General features: G+C 44.5%; 18 protein-coding genes and 1 tRNA gene. 14 read left to right on the top strand and 5 right to left on the bottom strand.

Annotated features, from left to right (window positions below):
• Positions 1-38 precede the first annotated feature (38 nt).
• The 4 genes from HY58_RS11710 (at position 39) to HY58_RS19215 (ending at position 2912) form a co-directional block, all read left to right on the top strand.
• Positions 39-410: a hypothetical protein gene (locus tag HY58_RS11710; RefSeq protein ID WP_039131956.1), complete on the top strand. Its 372-nt coding sequence runs from the start codon at positions 39-41 to the stop codon at positions 408-410.
• Between the two features lie 630 nt (positions 411-1040).
• Positions 1041-1478, top strand: a complete 438-nt coding sequence (locus HY58_RS11700) for a hypothetical protein (protein WP_039131952.1) — start codon at positions 1041-1043, stop codon at positions 1476-1478.
• Positions 1479-1836: 358 nt separating this feature from the next.
• Positions 1837-2379 carry an antitoxin Xre/MbcA/ParS toxin-binding domain-containing protein gene (locus HY58_RS11690; RefSeq protein ID WP_082022145.1) on the top strand — a complete coding sequence of 181 codons (543 nt, stop codon included), beginning with the start codon at positions 1837-1839 and terminating at the stop codon, positions 2377-2379.
• Positions 2376-2912, top strand: a complete 537-nt coding sequence (locus HY58_RS19215; protein WP_072037615.1) for an RES family NAD+ phosphorylase — start codon at positions 2376-2378, stop codon at positions 2910-2912. Before HY58_RS11690 ends, HY58_RS19215 begins: the two co-directional genes overlap by 4 nt.
• On the opposite strand, the gene gltX is transcribed toward HY58_RS19215, so the two are convergent.
• Positions 2833-4359 carry a glutamate--tRNA ligase gene (gltX, locus tag HY58_RS11685; protein ID WP_039131950.1) on the bottom strand — a complete coding sequence of 509 codons (1527 nt, stop codon included), beginning with the start codon at positions 4357-4359 and terminating at the stop codon, positions 2833-2835. The two genes, HY58_RS19215 and gltX, sit on opposite strands and share 80 nt — an antisense overlap.
• 68 nt (positions 4360-4427) lie before the next feature.
• On the opposite strand from gltX, the gene HY58_RS11680 reads away from it, so the two are divergent.
• Positions 4428-5075, top strand: a complete 648-nt coding sequence (locus tag HY58_RS11680; protein WP_039131949.1) for a polysaccharide deacetylase family protein — start codon at positions 4428-4430, stop codon at positions 5073-5075.
• A gap of 127 nt (positions 5076-5202) precedes the next feature.
• Here the strand turns inward: HY58_RS11680 and HY58_RS11675 are convergent, their stop codons facing one another.
• On the bottom strand, positions 5203-6090 hold the full coding sequence (locus HY58_RS11675; RefSeq protein ID WP_172644651.1) for a hypothetical protein: 888 nt from the start codon (positions 6088-6090) through the stop codon (positions 5203-5205).
• A gap of 80 nt (positions 6091-6170) precedes the next feature.
• Between HY58_RS11675 and HY58_RS11670 the strand changes: the two genes are divergently transcribed.
• From HY58_RS11670 to HY58_RS20030, 7 genes are all read left to right on the top strand, one after another.
• Entirely contained in the window at positions 6171-6953 is a 783-nt protein-coding gene (locus tag HY58_RS11670; RefSeq protein ID WP_253271554.1) for a TatD family hydrolase, read from the top strand.
• Between the two features lie 4 nt (positions 6954-6957).
• A complete protein-coding gene (locus tag HY58_RS11665; protein ID WP_039131946.1) occupies positions 6958-8007 on the top strand; it encodes an asparaginase in 1050 nt (349 codons plus the stop codon).
• Between the two features lie 80 nt (positions 8008-8087).
• A tRNA-Ser gene (locus HY58_RS11660) sits at positions 8088-8175 on the top strand.
• A 233-nt stretch (positions 8176-8408) separates the two neighbouring features.
• A complete protein-coding gene (locus tag HY58_RS11655) occupies positions 8409-8666 on the top strand; it encodes a GIY-YIG nuclease family protein (RefSeq protein ID WP_039131945.1) in 258 nt (85 codons plus the stop codon).
• Between the two features lie 296 nt (positions 8667-8962).
• A complete protein-coding gene (locus HY58_RS11650) occupies positions 8963-9394 on the top strand; it encodes a hypothetical protein (RefSeq protein WP_156123664.1) in 432 nt (143 codons plus the stop codon).
• Positions 9395-9409: 15 nt separating this feature from the next.
• Complete coding sequence (locus tag HY58_RS11645) at positions 9410-11182, top strand: trypsin-like peptidase domain-containing protein (protein ID WP_039131939.1); 1773 nt, start codon at positions 9410-9412, stop codon at positions 11180-11182.
• Positions 11183-11401: 219 nt separating this feature from the next.
• A complete protein-coding gene (locus HY58_RS20030; RefSeq protein ID WP_156123663.1) occupies positions 11402-11677 on the top strand; it encodes a T9SS type A sorting domain-containing protein in 276 nt (91 codons plus the stop codon).
• Between the two features lie 407 nt (positions 11678-12084).
• Here the strand turns inward: HY58_RS20030 and HY58_RS11635 are convergent, their stop codons facing one another.
• A complete protein-coding gene (locus tag HY58_RS11635) occupies positions 12085-12306 on the bottom strand; it encodes a hypothetical protein (protein WP_039131934.1) in 222 nt (73 codons plus the stop codon).
• Positions 12307-12482: 176 nt separating this feature from the next.
• On the opposite strand from HY58_RS11635, the gene HY58_RS11630 reads away from it, so the two are divergent.
• The gene (locus HY58_RS11630) at positions 12483-12821 is read left to right on the top strand and encodes a hypothetical protein (protein ID WP_039131929.1); all 339 of its coding nucleotides are present in this window, start codon (positions 12483-12485) and stop codon (positions 12819-12821) included.
• Between the two features lie 45 nt (positions 12822-12866).
• Positions 12867-14204: a hypothetical protein gene (locus HY58_RS11625; protein ID WP_039131928.1), complete on the top strand. Its 1338-nt coding sequence runs from the start codon at positions 12867-12869 to the stop codon at positions 14202-14204.
• Positions 14205-14340: 136 nt separating this feature from the next.
• On the opposite strand, the gene HY58_RS11620 is transcribed toward HY58_RS11625, so the two are convergent.
• Together HY58_RS11620 and HY58_RS11615 are read right to left on the bottom strand one after the other, a co-directional pair.
• Positions 14341-15735, bottom strand: coding sequence for a pitrilysin family protein (locus HY58_RS11620; RefSeq protein ID WP_039131927.1), 1395 nt, complete (start codon positions 15733-15735; stop codon positions 14341-14343).
• Positions 15736-15756: 21 nt separating this feature from the next.
• Complete coding sequence (locus tag HY58_RS11615) at positions 15757-17070, bottom strand: pitrilysin family protein (RefSeq protein WP_039131925.1); 1314 nt, start codon at positions 17068-17070, stop codon at positions 15757-15759.
• Positions 17071-17125 lie beyond the last annotated feature (55 nt).

Genomic DNA, 17125 nt, shown 5'->3' with positions numbered 1-17125 from the left:
GCCATTTAGGGGGCTAAGACAGGGCAGGAAAGGGGTTAATGCTATTCGGGCTATTTTTATTACTTAATTTATATTCCTGCGGCTTTGCTTATGTGCAACACGTAACTGGTAAATATTTCATTGTAGGTGTTGACACAAAAGAAGATGTAGGGTTAAGTTACAAATTGGCATCAGGTGAATACATTGGTAAAGCCCCGGGGAAACTTTTACAATATGGCTTTAATGATAGATTTTTAGTAGCCAACACGCTGGAACCCGATGATAGTAGCACTTCCTTTTATGTCATCGATATGACAAAGGACTCTGATTTCGCCCACGAAAAAATATTTCGTATTGGCCCTCTCTCTGAGTTAGAATATAATCAGAATTGGAATAACAGATTAAATATCCGGCTTAAAAATGTTCGCTAATATTGGCTAATCGAATCTATGACACAACCTGCGCTGCCCTTAATCATTGGTTTAATATGCATTATTGCTTTTCTGTTTTTCTTCGTAACTGGGATTAAGTTCAAAAGCCTTAATCGAATTATGTTTGCAATAGGCTTTCTGTTGCTGTCGATATTCTGTTCTCTCTGGTTTTCATTTATTGCAATTGACAAAGCCTATGGTAAAGTAAAGGAGTATATCCCTGACACCAGTAACATATTTCGGCAACGACAGCCATACGATGCTTATGCAGCGCTTTTTGGTGCCCCGATAGACAGTTGCTTAAAACCACTCAGGCTTATGGATCAGGTGGTGCCACGATTGGACTGTTGTATTTGGCTTGAATTCAAAGCATGCCCGACTGAGATAAATAGAATCATCTCACTCAATTCATTTAAAGTCTCCGAACATGCGTCTTCAGATACAGTATCATATTTGCCACGATATTCTCCACGCCCCGATTGGTGGACTCCTCATACGCTAGGTGATAAGATTATTGTATTTAGGGATGATTCGAAGAGACCTAACCATGAAAAAATATTAATTATATCCAGTGATAGTTCACATGCTTTCTATTGTGATATGGCCGATTAAATTTAGAATACGTTTATCATGCTTTATTCGTTCCTTATTTATATTATCTCTCTTCTTAGTTTTGATTCAGTTGCCACAAGCGAATCTTTTGAAGGCTATGTTGAATACAATATTAGTTATCCAAATCAAAGAAGGGAATTAGCTAAAACAGTTGCAGTGAAATTTAGAATCTTTTACAAGGATGGTAATATCAGGAAAGAATACCTGAACAAGTTTGATAGTGTTTTTCTATACTCTGTTTATCTATATAAGGAAAATATGCATTATTCCATAATGCCAGGTAGTGACACAGTAGAATATTATAACCCTTCTTCCGATGATATGAGTGAGCAAGGAGTGACCGTGGATAGCTTGTCAGACAAATCCTCTAATGATTTGGAATTGCTAGGCTATAGTTGTGAAAAATATGTGTTAGATTTAAGTATGATGATGCACCAGAGGATGAAGATCCCATGACATACAATTATTGGGTTGCTAAGCATTTAATAGCTGATACTGATAATAAGTTAACGTACGGCGCCAATTTTATTTTTCCATTATCCGGACATATCATTTTAAAGTACACAATTGATATACCAGTGTTAAAAGTAGTAGAAGCAACATCTATCAATAAAAAATCCCTGAGCTCAGATTTATTTAAAATTGATTTGAAAGGTAAAGTATTGGTAGAAATTTGAAATGCAGGTATTGATCCGATCACCTGATGATGATACCATTAAAACCGACGGACGCATTTTTTAATTGCAAAGTACAATTAACGACATATGTCGCAAATAATTCGACATGTTTCATTTATTTTGTGTAGTTTTCTATTATGAAGACGAAGATTAGTCAACAATCATTCAATAAACCTGGAACCAAAGCGGCTAAAAAAAATAGTCGTTCTAAATCTACCGGTAAAGTAAACCCACCAAAAGAAACATTGACGAAAGCTCGGAAACTTTCCCAGTTCTCTCTATTTTCTTACAAGTCGGCCGATGACAAAAATATAATTGCTATTATAGATATTGTCAGAACAGGAATTGCTTTCCATGATTTTGAAAATATAGTTGGTAAAACACCTTTTTCTATGGCAGAATGGGCAACATATCTTCAACTCTCTGAGAGAACAATTCAACGCAATCAAAAAGAAGGGAGACCATTTCAGCCGATACAATCCGAGAGAATCGTTGAGTTGGTTATGCTTTATAATTATGGAGTGGAAGTATTCGGGGATAAAGAGAACTTTAATATATGGCTGAATTCAAAATCAATAGCGTTGGGTGGAAAAGCCCCAAAGGAATTTCTTGATACAATGTTTGGCGTTGGAATGATAAAAGATGAATTGGGAAGAATTGAACATGGTGTTTTAGCATGATAGTATTCAGACTCAGCAAAGGAAAATTTCGATCAGATCTTTCAGGCAAAGGGGCTGAATTATTTGGAGGAAGGTGGAATAGTAAGGGAGTTGCAATGCTCTATACCAGTGAATCCCGGGCGTTGGCATTTGCAGAAGTTGCCATTCACCTCCCAATAACTATTGTGCCAAAAGATTATTTCTTAATTTCTATCAATATACCAGATTCTGCAAAAATTTATCATTTAGCGGATGCTGATATTCCAATTGATTGGCGCTCCAACCCACATTCATATAGCACTCAAAAGATAGGTGACCTTTTTATTGCTGAATCAAAGTTTCTTGTGATGCGAGTACCTTCTTCAGTTGTGCCGGGTGATTTTAATTTTTTGATCAATCCAAACCACACTCAATTTAAAGGAATTGAGATAGTTAATATGGAGCCCTTTGAGTTTGATAGCAGATTTATCCCCATCACGCCACCGCCGGCAACGCCGCAATCCTCTTCAAAGTATCCTCTTTCCCAATCGCTTCGGCAATATCAAACACCGTAGGACCAAACTTCCCACCAACCAGCATTATCCGAAACGGCAATTGCAACTCTCCTGGCTTAATGCTTAACGTTGTTGCAAGCTCCTTAAACGCTGCTTCAATGGAAGCAGTAGACCAGTCTTCCAGATCACCTAATACACCCTGCAGCTCGGCGAAGAAATTCTCCTTGTCGCCATTCCACTTGGCCCTGATCGCATCTATATCATGCACGGCTGGCGCAATAAAGAAGAACCTGCCCTGCTCGGCAAAATCGCCCAGCAGTGTACAACGCTCCTTTACCATGCCGATCACCTTCTTGATATAACTGTCATCTGCACCCGTAATTCCCGAGCGCTCCAGCACAGCCTTCACATCGGGTAATAGTCTCTCTTCACCCGATCGCTTTATCCACTCATGGTTGAACCACTTCGCTTTCTCGAAATCAAACTTGGCTCCTCCCTTATGAACCCTGTCCATGGAGAATGCACTGATCAGCTCTTCCATGGAATAGATCTCCTGCTCGGTTCCATCATTCCATCCCAGCATCGCCAGCATATTCACGAAGGCCTCAGGTAGAAATCCTCTTTCCCGGAAGCCCTGGGTGAATTCATTTGTACGCGGGTCGGTCCAGTTCATGGCAAATACTGGAAAGCCCAACCGATCTCCATCACGCTTGCTAAGTTTACCGTTTCCATCGGGCTTCAGGATCAGCGGCAGATGCGCCCATTGCGGCATACGCTCTTCCCATCCAAGCCATCGCCATAACATCAGGTGCACCGGTGCACTCGGTAACCATTCCTCGCCCCTGAATGCATGCGTTATCTCCATGGCATGATCATCCACCACAACAGCGAGATGATAGGTTGGCATGCCATCATGTTTCAACAACACTTTATCATCCACATTTCCGGTATTGAAACTCACCTCACCACGGATCATATCAGTGAAGCTGATGGTCTCATTCTCCGGCATCTTTATCCGGATCACATAAGGCGTTCCATCCGCGATCAACTGCTGCACAGTAGCTGCATCCAGTGAAAGGGAGTTGCGCATTTTGGTGCGCAGCCTGTTATCATATTGGGGAGATGGATTTTCTGCGGTCTTATAGTTTGCACGCATCTCCTCCAGCTCCTGCGGAGTGTCAAATGCATAATAGGCGAATCCATCTGCAACAAGTTTCTCCGCATACTCACGGTAACTTTCTTTTCGCTCACTCTGCCGGTAGGGTGCATGTGGTCCACCTACAGCCGGACTCTCATCCGGTTCTATTCCACACCATTTCAGGCATTCCATTATATAGTCCTCTGCGCCTTCCACAAACCTGCTCTGGTCAGTGTCTTCAATACGCAGTATGAAATCCCCGCCATGATGTTTGGCAAACAAATAATTATACAATACCGTGCGAACCCCGCCCAGGTGCAGTCCACCCGTGGGACTCGGTGCAAAACGAACACGAACTTTATCTGACATGCCGCAAAGATAACATCCCTTGCTTTACCGTTTGACGTTAAAGGTTTTTGTGCGCTTATCTTTACAACATGCTTTACTGGTCAACCGCCAACCGATTCCTCCGCATGCTCTACCCCGCATGGCACTGGCAGATACCGACTCCGGAAAAAAAGATCTACCTCAGCTTTGATGACGGTCCCCATCCCGAGATCACGCCATGGGTATTGGACCAGTTGAAGAACTACAATGCGAAGGCGAGTTTTTTTTGTATCGGCAAGAATGTAAAAATATGGCCGGCAGTGTATGAAAGAATTTTAAGGGAGGGACATATTGTTGGTAACCATACTATGAATCATCGCAATGGATGGAAGAGTTCAGATGAAGAATATTTTGCAGATATCGGCGAAGCAGCAAAATATATCGATAGTAAATTATTCCGTCCGCCTTATGGAAGACTTACCCGCTTCCAGGGAAAGCTGTTAAAAGAGGCAGGTTATGAGATGATCATGTGGGCAGTTTTATCGGGAGATTTTGACGCGAAAAAATCGGCTGCGCAATGCTGGGATATGGTACGCGAAAATGTGGATAAAGGGAGCATCATTGTTTTTCATGATAGTGAAAAAGCATGGGATAGATTGAACGTTGTTTTACCCCAAACCCTGGAATGGTTTTCTACCCGTGGATACATATTTGAAGCAATCAACATGAATATTTTGAAGGCTAACAACAGGAAATAAATTAGGAAAAAACATCATTGGAATCGGGGAGGACCCCCTTAAAAAAAGTTGGGCCTGGGTAGAAACCCTGGCCCGTTTTTAATCCGTACCCTATGAAAACTGGTTTAAAGGTAAATTATATTTTTAATTATTTCAAAGTAATTTCTATTGTATTTCCGTTCACTGTGAGGCCTGCTTTATTGTCGCAGTCGCCGTTTCCGAAGTCGAGCACTCCCTCCGGACCACCATTACGCTGGAACTTTTGCTTGCCCTGAACGATCCATTTGCAGTTGAATTTCTTCACCAGGGGTTCGAGGTTGGTGCTGGTCCAGCTTGCTGTTTTATCACCCCTTACAACGGTACCCTCTCCATTACCTACTATCGTGAATACATCATCGCCTGCAACCCAAGGTGTACCCCAGCCATCTGTTTGGGAGATAACGCGGGTGCGGTTCCACTGGGTATAATCGCCGCTGGGCCTTGTTAGCTTTCCATTGGTGACGCGGGTTTCAAAGGTCAGCTTGTCGGAACTGCTGTTGTTTTGAATGCGGTGAGCGCCTTCTACTTTGGTATCATTCACATAATAGCCATCGAAGCTGGTTTCAGCCACTGCACCGGATATGAAGAGCCAATTGGTGTAAACCGTGATGATCTTCCCCTTCCTCACGCGGCCATCCTTGCCGGTACAGCCGGAGGCGCCGAAATCGAGGGTTACTCTAAGGGGGAAAGAATCGGCGGGGTTGATATTCTCCGCAGTGAGGGTGAAGCAGGTGGTTTGCAGGGTACCGGGACTGTTTTCTGTATTCACCTGGAATACGCCCGTGCCGCCGATGCCGGCGCCCGGGGTGCCCATTACATTGTTGAATACATCATCATAAAGTACCTCGCCTTCTGCTTCCGCTTCCATAGTGGTGCGGGTCATCAGAACTGATTCGGATTCGCCTCCGGGCTCATTGTTGTCGTCGTTTTTGGAGCATGACCAGAGGGTGAGGCTTAGGGCCAGGACGGTAAGCAACTGCTGGCCGGATTGTTTCATTTTCATAAAATTTGTTTGTGGTGTTGGTATGGTTCTCTGACCGGGTTGCATCCCAAACGTTTAAAATAGTATAAAATTTTATGGAACTTCGCCGCATGATGCTAATTGATAGCCATTGTCATTTATATGTGGAAGAATTCAGGGATGATATCAGCACCGTTATCAGTGAGGCCCGCGGGGCGGGGGTGGAGGCCTTTTACCTGCCTGCTATCGACAGCACAGAACATGAGGCCATGCTGGGGCTGGAGGCCGCTTACCCAGGCGTTTGCCATGCCATGATGGGATTGCATCCCTGTTATGTGAAAGAGAACTGGGAGGAGGAGCTAAAGCTGGTGGCTGACTGGCTGGCACGGCGACCCTTTGCCGCGGTGGGGGAGATAGGACTTGATTTTTACTGGGACAGGACCTTTGAGCAGTTTCAATACGAGGCTTTCAGGCGGCAGGTGGAGATGGCTAAGCAGTATGCGCTGCCCATCGTGATCCATTCGCGCAATTCCACCCAGGAATGTATCAATATTGTGAAAGAGCAGCAGGATGGGAGCCTGGGGGGTATCTTCCATTGCTTCAGTGGCAGCTATGAGCTGGCGCGCGAAGTGGTGAAGCAGGGCTTTTACCTGGGCATCGGCGGGGTGGTCACCTATAAGAATGCCGGGCTGCCGGAAGTGCTGGCCAAGATCCCCCTGGAACATATTGTACTTGAGACCGATGCGCCCTATCTGAGTCCGGTTCCCTTCAGGGGCAAGCGCAACCAGCCGGCTTACCTGGTGCACGTGGTGGAGAAGCTCGCGGATATATATCGCGTCAGCACTGATAAAATTGCAGAAGTGACAAGCGCCAACGCCCGGAAAATCTTCAAATCCTGATTGCATGAATAGTACCCGAAAAAAAGCTGCCCCAACCCGGATCCTGATCATCTATACCGGCGGAACGGTGGGGATGGTGATGGATGATGCCACGGGCGCGTTGAAGCCGATCGGTTTCAAGGAGATCCGCGATAATATCCCCGAGATCGTTAAGCTGGGCTATGAGGTGGAAGTGCATGCTTTCAATCCACCCATGGACTCCTCCGACATGCACCCCGAGGTTTGGATTGAACTGGCGGGCATCATCGAAAAGAACTACCACGACCATGACGGCTTTGTGATTCTGCATGGCTCAGACACGATGGCTTTCACGGCATCGGCGCTGAGTTTCTTATTAGAGAACCTGAGTAAGCCGGTGGTGCTCACCGGCAGCCAGCTCCCGATCGGTGAAATCAGGACCGATGCCAAGGAAAATATCATCACGGCCCTGGAGATCGCCGCGGCGCGAAAAGCTGGCAAGGCCCTTGTGCCGGAGGTATGCATCTATTTTGATTACCAGTTATTCAGGGGCAATCGCTCCAAGAAATATAATGCGGAAAAGTTTGAGGCTTTTTACTCTATGAATTATCCGCCGCTGGCCGAGGCGGGCATCACGATCAAGTACCAGCGGCAGTATATCCTGAAACACCCGGAGGAGGCGTTGAAGGTGCATCGAAAAATGGATCCCGCTGTTTCCGTGCTGAAGATATTTCCGGGCATTACTCCCGCCACGGTGGAGGCGGTGCTGGCAACGCCGGGTACACGCGCGGTGATTATGGAGACCTTTGGAAGTGGCAATGCTACAACAGCGGCATGGTTTATAGCTTCGCTGAGGGCGGCCATCAAAAAGGGATTGATCATTGTGGACATCACCCAATGTGATGGAGGTGCCGTGGAGTTGGGCAGGTATGAAACCAGTCGTCATTTAAAAGAGATGGGTGTTGTAAGCGGGCATGATATGACTTTTGAAACGGCCCTTGCCAAACTGATGTGGCTGCTGGCGCAGAAGCATTCGAAGGCGAGGCTGCGCGAATTATTGGAAACTTCTTTAAGGGGTGAATTGACCAATGCCTGAGGTTCCCTATATTTGCGTCCCGTTATTTAGGAGCATCGGCCCTGTTAGCAGATGCGAAGAATTGATCGGGAGACTTTTTTGGAGAGATGTCCGAGTGGTTTAAGGAGCACGCCTGGAAAGTGTGTATACCTCTAAAGGGTATCGCGGGTTCGAATCCCGCTCTCTCCGCCTCCGCCAGCCGAAGCCCGAAGGGCGAAGGCTGGCTTTATTCTTTGTAAGCAACCTCATAAGCCCGGCTCGCTACGGCGGACGCTGTCCGTTTAAAAGAAACTTCTTTCCTTTTGTCCTAGATTATTAATGTTCAATTCAATAAACTTTTCTAATTATCACCGCGATTTCAACATTCAAATTCCCGTCCTATAACGCTATCTCATAATTAACGCTGTTGCTAATTTTAGATCATGTACTATGTATACATTCTGAAATGTGGAAACGGTGAGTTTTATAAAGGGTATACCTCTGATTTGAGAGAAAGGTTGGCGAGGCATCAGAGAGGTGAGGTGCCTTCTACTGCAGGTTGCCTGCCGGTGGAATTGGTTTTTTATTGTGCCTTCGTCAATAAGTATAAAGCACTCGCATTTGAGAAGTACCTGAAATCAGGATCAGGAAGAGCGTTCATGAATAAACGTTTTGTAAGTTCAGGAAGAGACACTGGTTGAATCTTCATTAAGCAGGGTTATTAATATCTCTTTCAAAATGTTGATCTCCATAAATTGTACCTATTGTCTTTATCCGCATAACTGAAATGATGCCTTTTGAACAGACTTAGTTTGGTAATTGGCCTAATGAGGTAATCCGGAAAGCGCATCTATTGCGGTTGAGCATTCAAGGGGAATGCAACTAGCAAATTCTTTAGAAATAGGTCGAATTTAATTTGCGTGATTGAAAGATTTATGTAATATTAAGCACTGACAAGTCGCAGAAGTCGTCGCGCATAAACCTCAACTTTATCCTGATGCTACCATCATTCCGCAACCTTTCGATTGCGACTATTTCAAAGCCCTACATCTTAATTTTCCCGGTCATCATGGCATTTTCTTGTGGAAAAGAACCTAAGGAGGTCGATTTCCTGAGCGTAGCCGCATATGTGGTGGGAAAGGAATATTGCAACTCCAACGAGGCCGAAGACTACTGGATAGTCGATTGCTCTGTGGCTCCGAACACACCTCAATTAGGGGGGGCAGTAATGGTAGACGGTACCACATATGTCAATGCGCTAAAAGTAAAGGAGCTTAGTGAACATTCGAAGATTATAGGCGCTCGTGTTTTATTTGATTATCGTGTAATTAGTCCCAATCCAGTTGTTTCAGAAAATTGCACAGTAGACACTCCTATAGTATATGCTCTTAAAGAGTTGTTTATATTGAATCAATTTGAGCTTCGTTAACTTAAACCTTTGAATATGAAATATTTTTTATGGGCAAATTTAATTTGCCTGTTACTTCCTATGCTCGGTTCAGCACAAGTTTTGAGAATTATTACTTCCCCAACGCAAATTACTTCCCAACTCCCGGCATATTCTCAGGTCAGCTCTATCACCAGTAAGACGATAAGTTATACCCCCTCTACCCCTCCTACACCTCCAACACCGATTGACGAAGATTCAACGGCGGAGGAGAGCAAGGTATATAAGTATGCAGATGTACTTTCAGTTAATATCGGCATCGCTGATGGTAATATTACATCGGTGTCATCCGGGAAAGTCTGGACCCTAAAGATAAATGTTCCCAATGCGTCCAATATTGGCTTCATTTTTAGTCAGATTAATTTAAGCCCCACGGCCGAACTCTATATATTCAATGAAAGTAAGACCGTCCTGGACAGCTGTATAAAAATATCTCATTTCACCTATACGACAGGGGTAGGCGTTTTCCCCTTTACCGGGAATAGCATCACCTTGTACATATATGAACCTAATAATTTTGGCACGCTTCATAGCTCCATTTCCATTCAGAAACTGGAAGCGGGATATCAACCTGTTGAGGATGTAGGCGATTACAATACTAGTATGATGAGTTCACAACGATCCATTAGCTTTATCCCCCATGTTATCTGCGACCCATCGAAGATGCAATCTGCCAGAGCTGTAGCCAGGTTTGTCTACAACGGCGTTCTTGGAACAGGCACTCTTGTTAACAATGAGCAAAATAACGGACGAGCTTTTTTTTTGACCGGTTTCCATGTAGTGGACAAAAACAACAACAATACTATTGACGCGGCAGAGATCACGGCTCTACAAAGCGCAAGGTTTGAATTTTCTTTCTGGAATACATCTTGTTCGGGTAGCGGTTCGGTCAATCATGCCCTTTCTTTTAGTGGAGCGATGCTCCGAGCCCACAATGAGGGAACGGATATGGTTTTACTGGAGTTGTTGAATCCTCCTGGAGTGGGGGATGGCGTCAATTACGCGGGATGGAATCGGTCGACAAGTGCTCCAACTGGCAATGCTTCCTACATCATTCACCATGCCGATGGAGAAAGCATGCGGCTTACCAAGACTTCGACTGTGAAAAACTGGTTCTGGAACAATAATTACTGGACAGCCCATTATAATTCTGGTGTTGTAATGCCGGGATCATCAGGATCTGCCCTATTCAATCAAAACGGTTCTATTGTAGGTACGTTGCGAAGCGGATGGAGCAGTTGTACCTTCACGGATTTCGGGGATCGGTATGGGAAATTTAATGTTTCCTGGACAGCAGGAGAATTGCAAACCTGGCTTTCACCCAATAATAATCACCAGGCAGCAAACACCTTAGTGCTGGCTCCTGTTGCGATCTCCGGCCCTGCGGTGGTTCCTTGCGAAGGAACGCCGGTTACGTATTCCGTCCCCAATTTGCTGGGTTGCACCATTACATGGGTTGTTCCCAACACGTTAAATATTGTAAGCGGGCAAGGGACTTCCTCAATTGTCGCAGCTAAAAACGGAACGCCTACGAGCCAACCATCAGGATTTATCACAGTAACCATCACAGATTCGAAGGGCAGATCAAGATCGGCAACAGTAAATAAAACAGTAACGATCAGCTTCCCGGACGTGGATCAGCTTCAGTTGGTTAAAAGCGGTCCCACCTGCTTAAGCGCTCCCTATCAGGCAATTTCTTTAGGGTCTAGCTATAATGGCAATACGGGTTGTAATTTGAAGTACAATTCTGGTATTACGGAGGTAGAATGACAAATCACAAGCCCATTTTCCTACCAGTTGACCAATAATGCCGGAGTTTTCTCTTGTAACCCTACTTCAGTGGTAAACAAAGCAGGGCTAAGTATTGGTTTTGCAAGTCCATCTAGCGGATCTTATATCGTGACGATTCTAATACGGGTAAAGAATCAGTGCGGTCTATGGAGCGAATGGACACCTGGAAACTACCACATAGTTCAAAACTGTAGTTGGATGTTTACCGTTTCTCCGAACCCGTCCAGCAGCCAGATCGAAGTGACAATAGACAATTCAAACACTGCCTATGAAAAGAGTAAGCCAGTATACACTAGCAACTTTATCAGCGAAATCCAGATTGCCGACATGTCCGGAAACGTAGTAAGTAAGCAGCGTTACGACGGCCGACAAAGCACAGCAGTCCTAAGCATTTCCAATTTACGGCCAGATGTATATTTTATTCGCGTTTTCAACGGCAATGAATGGAAAACACAAAAGATTATTAAGAACTAATATTTAGCTAAATAGTGCTGGTGGCCAAGCTGACCTGTTAAAATCGGCGGGGCCAATTTTTTGGGTTGCACATGTAATATGTAGAAGTATATGAAGCATCTGTTTCTTATTGAGCATCACTATTATGCTATTATTCATATCTCATGAATAATATGCCGAGGAGGAAACAAGTTCTCCTTAGCGTACTTATATATGGTGAACCTGACTTTTTTATATCGGTCACTAATTTTTTCAGTTCGTTTATCAGTATAGTTTTTTGTTGAAGTAGTGAATCATTCCGTTTACTAAGAACTGCACAAAAAGCAAACATGGTAGTCGTATGCATTTTTATTGAACAGTCTTGACAGGATCTGATAATAAAGTTTCTTTGGTGCCTAAATAATCGAATGAATATGGCTTATCAAACATTAATCAATGCTAAAAAAATTGTAAGCTTTGTTTCTTTCTTTTAGTTGTTTAGTAGCGTATAATACAGAGAAGCGGAATGTTTTGGTAATGTTGTCAGAACTTTTACCACTTACAACAATAGTTCCTTTAAAAGGCATTGTTGAAGCTTTTTTTGCAATACGGCTGGTTTTCTTAGCAGCGGTACTACCTGATTTTTTGATATGAGGGCCTATAGTTGACATTTCTAAATACACTACAAAGATGAAATAAAAAAACAGGAATTCTAATATTTGCCGTAAATATTAACGCTATATGCTAAGTTTCTGTAAAACTATGCCATATGTCTAAGCTGACTATAACCAGTTTGGGGTATTGATGAGCATTAAATCTTGTCTTATTTTTATTGAAACGTACTATTATGTTTCTCGCCATTGTAACAGCATATGTATTCATGCTGACGCTTCTTAAACTGGTTTATTTATTGTTTAAACCAAAATTTTTGAATCCATCCAGGTTTGGTCCACCTTCAAAACTGATGATGAGTGTATACTATATAACAATCCTCTTTTTCCTGCTACTTTTTATATTATCCAGGTTGGACATTATTACCATCCAGATCACAACAAACGAGTGGCAGACTGGAGACCTTTTTAAGTTTGAAAAGCAACCAGTATTGATAGTAATGGGCGTTGCATTAATTGCAACAGTTATTCATACAATGATTGAATATTATCTCAAAAGAAGTAATGCCTCGTAGTCAGGGTTTCTGATTAAACGATAATAAATTTTCGTATTTTAAAAGATGAATAAGAAACTACTGCTGTCATTGGTATTGATGATACCACTCGCCTTTGCCTGCGGCGATGCCAACCGCTCTTCAAAAGATGTAGCTTCTGATACCACGGCCTTTGAGCCGCCAACCTTTAAGCTCATCCCAACAGATACATTCCACTTCAATAATTTCGTGGATTGTAATATGGCGGAAGCCTGGATCGGCGATACCTTTCGAATCTTTCCCGGCAAGTATGGCGAAGACCCTGTTTGGGGGCCATCCAATGAGCTGAAATTCTCCAGTGGCAAGAATGCCGATGAAGCATTCAGCAATCCCGCCTCTGCGTATATTGCCCCGGCCATGCCCGCTAATGTTCCCCCGGGGCAGAAAGGACTACATGGTGCCGTTTGGTTCGAGACCATATATCAGCTTCCTTCTGACGCCAGCGGCAAGACCCTCTATGCGATCTACCATAATGAGAACTATCCTGAAACACTTCCTTATGATTCCACTACGGGTGAGGGTTATATCGATAAAAAATGGCCACTCGGATTAACGGAAAGGATCACTCCCGCCGCTGTTTGCCGTATCGGCATCATGAAGTCTGTTGACGGCGGCTGGAGCTGGGAGAACAAGGGCCTTTTCCTGGAAGATAAGCAGCCGCGCATGATCCTGAAACCACACAATACCTCCAAGACCTTCGCGGGTGGTGTGGGCGACCCATCGGCGGTGGCGGTGGGCGATTATCTCTATTTGTTCTACGGCGAATACGGGTACCCGGGAGTATATGATTCCGCTAACTATAAACCAGAAGTGGAATGGGGCGGACAGTGCATCAGCGTTGCCCGCATAGCGCTGACTGACCTCGATAATCCCCAGGGCAAGGCAGGCCGCTGGGATGGTAATGGATTTAATGCTCCCTGGGATGGCAGTGGCAAGCCCGTGGCTTCCCTGCAAATCGCTTTGGCTGACGGGGGCGGACCGGCATCATCGCCTACAGGTGGGTTTCATTGGGGCCCATCCGTGAGCTGGAATGAATACCTGGAGTGCTGGGTCATGACAATGGGAAGGGTAGAAGGGCAATCGTGGATCGGCGATGAATTGTATATTTCGTTTAACCCGCACCGTAACCTTGGGGAAGGTACTAACTCACAGGCATGGACGAAGCCCCAAAAGATGCTCGAGAAGCCCGGCCATGTATTGTGGTATCCCTCCCTCCAACCCATGAATACAGAAGAGGATATTAAAAACAAACGTACCAGCCTCCGCCTCGGCAAACAGGCCCGATTGTTCTTCAAATATTCTGATCTCGGAAAATACAATTCAACCTATATGGTGGAATTCGAAAAGGGGAATGCAAAAAAATAGGGATGCCGGAGCATCCCCAATATTATTGATGATAATTTTCAGCGTCAATGTAATTCAACCAATACGATCTATGTATGTGGGCCCTGTCCGCCGAAGCTTTCCGCGCCCGCCGAAGCTTTCCGCGCCCGCCGAAGCTTTAGCGTAGGCGGGAGGAGATCTCCATTTCTGTTATACTACCGTATTTCTGCACGATCTTTTTTATATCAGCAGATTTTCCCACCAGTACAAACTGTAGTTTATCCTTAGGGAAATAGGTGCCTATGATCTCTTTGGCGCGGGACAGGTTTAGTCCATCAACCTTGGCCTGGAAATTATTGATAAAGGATTCATCAAAGCCATACCAGTACATCTGTGTTAGTAGTGCTGCCAATTGTCCGCTGGTTTCATAACGTGGCGGGAACTGTCCCTTCACATAATTCTTTGCAGAGGTCAGCGACTTTTCATCAACACCCTGCTCATGAAGCTTCTTCAGCACTTCAAGCGATTTGTCGATAGCCGCTTCTGTATTCTGTGTAGCAGTAAAAGTGGTGATCGCAAAAGATCCGCCATTCTTCAATGGTGAAAATCTGCTGCTAGCGCCATAGGTAAGCCCGGTGTTTACCCGCAATTCATCATTGAGCATGGAAGTGAATCTTCCGCCGAAAAGTGTATTGATCACTTCAATGGCAACGAAGTCGGGGTTGTTGCGACTCACACCCGGTGCTCCTATATAAAAGGTTGTCTCTTTCGCATCATCCTTATTGATCAACAGAACGCGATTAGCTGCTGGCTTTTCGATGGGCTTTGCCGACAGGTCGGAAGTTTTCTTAGACCCTTTCTTCCATCCCGAAAAGATCTTAGTAACCCTTGCCTTCATGTCGGCGGTTTTGAAATCACCGGCAATGGCTATGGCCGATCCGTTGGGAATATAATTCTCTGTATAAAACTGCCTGATGTCGTTGGCAGTTAATGCGGAAACGGATTCTGTTGTTCCGGTAACTATATTGCCATAAACATGATTGCCGAAAAGGAATTGATCAAACTCTCCACCAATGATATTCCTGGGACTCTCCTTCGCCTGCTCCAGCCTGTCGATGGTACGGCGTTTTTCTTTAGTGAATTCTGCAGTGTCAAATGTTGGTACCGTCAATAGTTCATTGATAATGCCCAAAACTTTTTGCTGGTCGCGGGCAGCAAAGGATGCCGATAAGCCGGCATATTCCTTAGTGGCAAAACTGCCCACACCGGCACCGATAAAATCCAGTTCCTCATCCAGTTTTGTCTTGGTATAATTCTTCGTTCCATGCTTAAGTGCCGTGGCCGTGAGCGAGGCGAGGCCTGCTTTTTGTCCATCATAGATAGCGCCTGCCGGCATTATTACCGATACCGAAATGGTAGGTACTTCGGGCTGCTCCATCAGGTAAACTGTGAGCCCATTCTTTAATACAAATTTCTGGTAAGGTGGTAGTTTGTATTCCTGTGCTATTGAAGTTTCAGCTATGAAGATCCCCAGCAGAACCAACAGCAGTGATAATATTTTCTTGTAATTCATTTCTTGCGTTTTAGGGTTGGCTTAGTCATCGGTTTTCGCCTTCAGGATACCAACGGTACGATTCGTTTTGATGAAATATTTTGCTGCAACTCTCTTTATATCATCTACCGTCACCTTATTATACTGGGCCGGAGCATCAAAGAGTTTTTTATAATCACCGAAGAACACTTCATAGGTGCCGATATTATTTGACTTGCCATTGATGGTTTCCACCTGCCGGTAAAAATCAATAAGCTTCCTGTTCTTTACTTTTTGTAATTCAGCATCCGTAACACCTGATCTGATAATAGAATCCAATGCTGTATATACTTCTTTTTCGAGCTCATCCGTACTGGCAGCTTTACTCGCGGCTACCGTTATCCGAAACAGGGTTGGATCAAAGCTTTCCTGGAAAGAGGCAAACACGCTGTTGGCCATCTGCTTCTGATCAACCAGTGTGGAGTATAACCTCGACGACTGTCCGCCGGTTAACAGATCACGTAATAGAACCAAGGGATAATAGTCTTCATGCTTTGCATCCGGAACATGCCATCCGATTGAGAGATATGGATTGGCCACTTGTTTCTGCACGGTAATTCGCCGCTCACCGGTTTGTTCAGGTTCTTTAATATGAACCGCCGGTGGTGCGGGTTGTGAAGGGATGGGCTCCAGGTATTTTTCTGCCATTGCTTTTACTTCGGCAAGTTTCATGGCGCCGGAAACAACCACTACACAATTGTTGGGTGCATAGTATGTTTTGAAATAACGTTCGAGGTCGGCCTGGCTCCAGTTTTTCATATCATCGAGATAACCTATCACCGGCCAGTGATAAGGATGTTCCTGGAAGGCCTGTGCCTGCACCGATTCAAATAGTAACCGGTAAGGAGAGTTTTCAAGTCCGGTGCTTCTTTCTGAGATCACAACACCTCTTTCGCTCTCCACTACTTTGGGATCGATACTTAAACTGGAAATGCGATCTGCTTCCAGGTCAAAGATCACTTCCGTGGCAGATGCCGGGAACCAGTTGGTATAAACGGTTACATCTTCGCGGGTATAGGCGTTGTTGGCGCCACCATTAAATTCCATAGTGCGGTCAAATTCTTTGGGACCATATTTTTTTGCACCATTGAACATCATGTGTTCAAAGAAATGCGATAGTCCCGTGATGCCCTGGTATTCATTCCTGGAGCCTACACGGTAAAACAGGTACATATTGGCATTGGGAATGGAGAAATCTTCTACAACGAGAAACTTCATACCATTTTTGAGGGTAAAGGTCTTAACATCATCTGCTTTCATCTGTGCCCCTGCCCCAAGGGAAAGGAATAAGAAGGCAGACAACCAAAATTTATGCATAACCGAACTGTTAGGTGATAGAAAAAATTGCCTATAAAAATAGACAATCCATGTA

The organism is Flavihumibacter sp. ZG627, assembly GCF_000814325.1.
Classification (GTDB): Bacteria; Bacteroidota; Bacteroidia; order Chitinophagales; family Chitinophagaceae; genus Flavihumibacter.
This window is presented reverse-complemented; position numbering and strand designations above follow the sequence as displayed.